Genomic DNA, 4,391 nt, shown 5'->3' with positions numbered 1-4,391 from the left:
TACGGCCAGGGCCGCCCCGAGGACCGGCCGCTGTGGCTGGGCTCGATCAAGTCCAACATCGGTCACACGCAGGCTGCCGCCGGTGTCGCCGGTGTGATCAAGATGGTGCAGGCGATGCGCCACGGCGTGCTGCCCCCCACCCTCCACGCCGACCAGCCCACCTCCCACGTGGACTGGACCGCGGGCCAGGTGCGGCTGCTGACCGAGGAGCAGCCCTGGCCCGAGACCGGACGCCCGCGCCGCGCGGGCATTTCCTCGTTCGGGGTGTCCGGCACCAACGCGCACCTGATCGTGGAGTCCGCCCCCGCGGCCGAGCCCCCCGTCGAGGAGCGGCCCGAGGCCGACGGCCCCGGCCTGTTCGCACCGCGCACCACCATGGCGTGGGCCCTGTCGGGCCGTACCGCCAAGGCACTGGCCGGGCAGGCGGGACGCCTGCTGGAGCGCGTGCGGGACGACCCGGAGCTCGACCCCGCCGACATCGGCTGGTCGCTCCTGCGCTCCCGCGCCCTGTTCGAACACCGCGCCGTCGTGGTCGGCGCCGATCGGGACGAGCTGACGGCCGGGCTGGCCGCGCTCGCCGCCGGGGAACCGGCCGCCAACGTCGTCGCCGGCGCCGCCCGCTCCGGCGGCCGCGCGGTGTTCGTCTTCCCCGGCCAGGGCTCGCAGTGGCAGGGCATGGCCAAGGAACTGCTCGCCACCTCGCCCGTCTTCGCCGCGAAGGTCGAGGAGTGCGCCAAGGCGCTGGAACCCCTCGTCGACTGGTCGCTGCTGGAGGTGTTGCGGGAGCCCGAGAAGTCGGCGGAGCTGCTGAAGCGCGTCGACGTCTACCACCCGGTCTTCTTCACGATGATGGTGGCGCTCGCCGAGGTGTGGCGGGCCATGGGTGTCGAGCCCGCCGCCGTCGTCGGGCACTCCCAGGGCGAGGTCGCCGCGGCACACGTGGCCGGCGCGCTGTCCCTCACGGACGCCTACCGCGTGGTCCTGGTGCGCGGCAACATCTTCGAGAACGTCCTCCTCGGCACGGGCGCCATCGCCTCCGTCAAGCTGGGGCAGGCCGCCGTCGAGGAGCAGATCGCCAAGTACACCGAGCTGTCCATCGCCGGCGTCAGCTCCCCCTCCGCCGTGACCGTCTCCGGCAGCGTGGAGGACGTCCAGGCGTACCTCGCCGAGTGCGAGGCCGCCGAGGTCCCGGCCCGCATCCTCGGCATGGCAGCGTCCCACTCGGCCGCCCTCGAGCCCCTGCGGGAGCGGCTCCTTGAGGAGCTGTCCTTCGTGCGGCCCCGGGCCGGCTCCATCCCCATGTACTCGACCGTCGACGCCGCCCTCGTCGACACCGCCACGCTGGACGCCGAGTACTGGTACCGCAACCTGCGCTCGCCGGTGCTGTTCGAGCAGACCACCCGCGTGCTGGCGGAGGCGGGCTTCGGCGCCTTCGTCGAGGCCAGCCCGCACCCGGTCCTGACCGTGCCGGTCCAGGAGATCCTCGACACGCACTACCCCGACCTGGCCGCCGAGGCGGCGGTCACCGGGACGCTGCGCCGCAACGAGGGCGGCCCGGCCCGGATGCTGGCCTCCGCGGCCCAGCTGTTCGTGCACGGCGTGCCCATCGTGTGGGACGGCGTGTTCGCGGGCCTGTCGCCGCGCCGCGTCGAGCTGCCCACGTACGCCTTCCAGCACCGCCGGTTCTGGAACGCGCTCCCCGAGCCGACGGCGGGCCGCGACCCGGTGGACGCCCTGTTCTGGGAGTCCGTCGAGGGCGGGCGGCTGGCCCAGTCGCTGGGCGTCGACGACGAGGTCGTCTCCGAGGTCGTCCCCGCCCTGCTGGACTGGCGCGAGCGCCGCCTGCGGGAAGCGGCCGCCGACGACTGGACGTACCGCCAGTCCTGGGTCCCGGTCGACGGCCTGCGCCAGGGCCCGTCGGCCGGCCGCTGGCTGGCCGTCGTGGACTCCGCCGACGACCCGTGGGCCACCGGTGTCGCCGACGCGCTCGGCCCGGACACGGCCGTCGTCGAACTGGCCGACGCCACCGCCGAGCGGCTCGCCGAAACCCGCTGCGACGGTGTCGTCTGGCTGCCGCCCACCGGCGAGGACGGCCCGGTGGCCACCCTCCGCCTGGTCCAGACGCTGCGCGCGTCCGGGCAGACCGCGCCGCTGTGGGTGCTCACCCGCGCCGCGGTGGCCGCCAGGCCGGGCGAGCCCGTCGGCGGCATGTGGCAGGGCGCCATCTGGGGCCTCGGCCGCGTCGCGGCCCTGGAGCTGCCCGGCCTGTGGGGCGGTATCGCCGACCTGCCCGCGGAGTTCGACTCCGCCGCCGCGGCGCGCCTGGGCGGCGCGCTGTCCGCGGCCCACGGCGAGGACCAGCTCGCGGTGCGCGCCTCGGGCGTCGTGGCCCGCCGGCTGGTGCGCGCTCCGGTCCGCGGCACCGGCGAGCCCTGGCGGACCAGCGGGACCGCCCTGGTCACCGGCGGCACCGGCGGCATCGGGGCGTACGTGGCCCGCTGGCTGGTCGACCGCGGCGCCGAGCACGTGGTGCTGCTGTCGCGCCGCGGCCCGTACGCACCGGGCGCGGCCGAGCTGCGGGCCGGGCTGGAGCAGGCCGGCGCGCGGGTGAGCGTGCACGCCTGCGACGTCGCCGACCGCGAGGCGATGGCGGCCGTGGTCGCCGCGATACCGGACGACCTGCCGCTGCGCACGGTGATGCACGCCGCCGGCATCGGCAGCGACCTGGCGCCGGTGGAGTCCCTGACGGCCGAACAGCTGGCGGGCGAGCTGCGGGTCAAGGCCGAGGGCGCGCTGCTGCTGGACGAGCTGACCGAGGGCATGGAGCTGGACGCGTTCGTCCTGTTCTCCTCGGGCGCCGCCTCATGGGGCGGCAGCGGCCAGGGCGGTTACGCGGCGGGCAACGCCTTCCTGGACAGCCTGGCCGAGTGGCGGCGGGCGCGGGGCCGGACCGCCACCTCGATCGCCTGGGGCGGCTGGGCCGCGCCGGGCATGACCGACATCGACGCCTCCTTCGTGGACTACCTGCGGCGGATGGGCGTGCGCACCATGCAGCCCGACCTCGCCGTCGCCGCCATGCAGCGCGTCCTGGAACAGGACGAGACCACCATCACGGTCTCCGACATGGACTGGACGAAGTTCGTCCCCGCGTTCACCCTGGCTCGCCCCAGCCGCCTGTTCGCCCTGCTCCCGGAGGCGGCCCCGGCCGCCGCCGAGCTGACCGAATCCGACGCCGGCGGGTTCGCCGGCCGGATGGCGGCCATGCCAGCGGCCGAGCGGCGCGCGTACCTGACCACCCTGGTCCGCGAGCACGCCGCCGCCGTCCTCGGCCACACCGGCGGCGACGAGATCGAACCCGGGCAGGCGTTCCGCGAGATCGGCTTCGATTCGCTGACCGCGGTGGAGCTGCGCAACCGGCTCCAGACCGCGACCGTCACGAACCTGCCCGCCACCCTGGTCTTCGACTACCCGAGCGCGGCCCGGCTGGCCGGATACCTCGCCGAGCGGTTCGGCGAGACCACCGAGCCGCAGCAGGACCTGCCGGCGCTGGTACGGGCGACCGACGACGACCCGATCGTCGTGGTCGGCATGGCCTGCCGCTACCCGGGCGGTGTGACCAGCGCCGACGGCCTGTGGGACCTGGTCGCCACCGGCACGGACGCGATGACGCCCTTCCCGGACGACCGCGGCTGGGACCTGGAGGCGCTGTACGACCCGGCGGGCTACCGGCCGGGTGCCTCGGTCACCCACGAGGGCGGCTTCGTCGACTCCGCGACGGAGTTCGACGCCGGCTTCTTCGGGATATCCCCGCGCGAGGCACTGGCGATGGACCCGCAGCAGCGGCTGCTGCTGGAGGTGGCCTGGGAGTCGCTGGAGCACGCCGGGATCGACCCGGCGACGCTCGCCGGCTCGGCCACCGGTGTCTTCGTCGGCGCGGCCTCCTCGGGCTACCTGGAAGCCATCGACGACCTCCCCGAGACCGACAGCCACCGGATGACCAGCGGCCTGCTGTCCGTCATCTCCGGCCGGCTCGCCTACATCCTGGGCCTGGAGGGCCCGGCGGTGACGGTGGACACGGCGTGCTCGTCGTCGTTGGTGGCCATGCACTGGGCCGGTCAGGCCCTGCGGTCGGGCGAGTGCTCGCTCGCTCTGGCCGGCGGGGTGAACGTCCTCGTGAGCCCCGTCGGGTTCACCGAGTTCAGCAAGCAGGGCGGGCTGGCGCCCGACGGCCGCGTCAAGGCGTTCGCCGAGGCGGCCGACGGGACCAGCTGGTCCGAGGGTGCCGGTGTGGTCGTCCTGGAGCGCCTCTCGGACGCCCGGCGCAACGGGCACGAGGTCCTCGCCGTGGTGCGGTCCAGCGCGGTCAACCAGGACGGCGCCTCCAACGGCCT

General features: G+C 75.1%; 1 protein-coding gene. It reads left to right on the top strand.

Annotated elements, in window-relative coordinates; genetic code table 11:
• Nucleotides 1-4,391, top strand: a 4,391-nt coding sequence (locus ACH47Z_RS46915; protein WP_399086701.1) for an SDR family NAD(P)-dependent oxidoreductase, incomplete at both ends; no start/stop codon positions are given.

Source organism: Streptomyces sp. NPDC020192 (assembly GCF_044388685.1).
Lineage (GTDB): Bacteria > Actinomycetota > Actinomycetes > Streptomycetales > Streptomycetaceae > Streptomyces.
The sequence above is the reverse complement of the archived record's forward strand: the minus strand, read 5'-3'. Positions and strand labels throughout refer to the sequence as shown.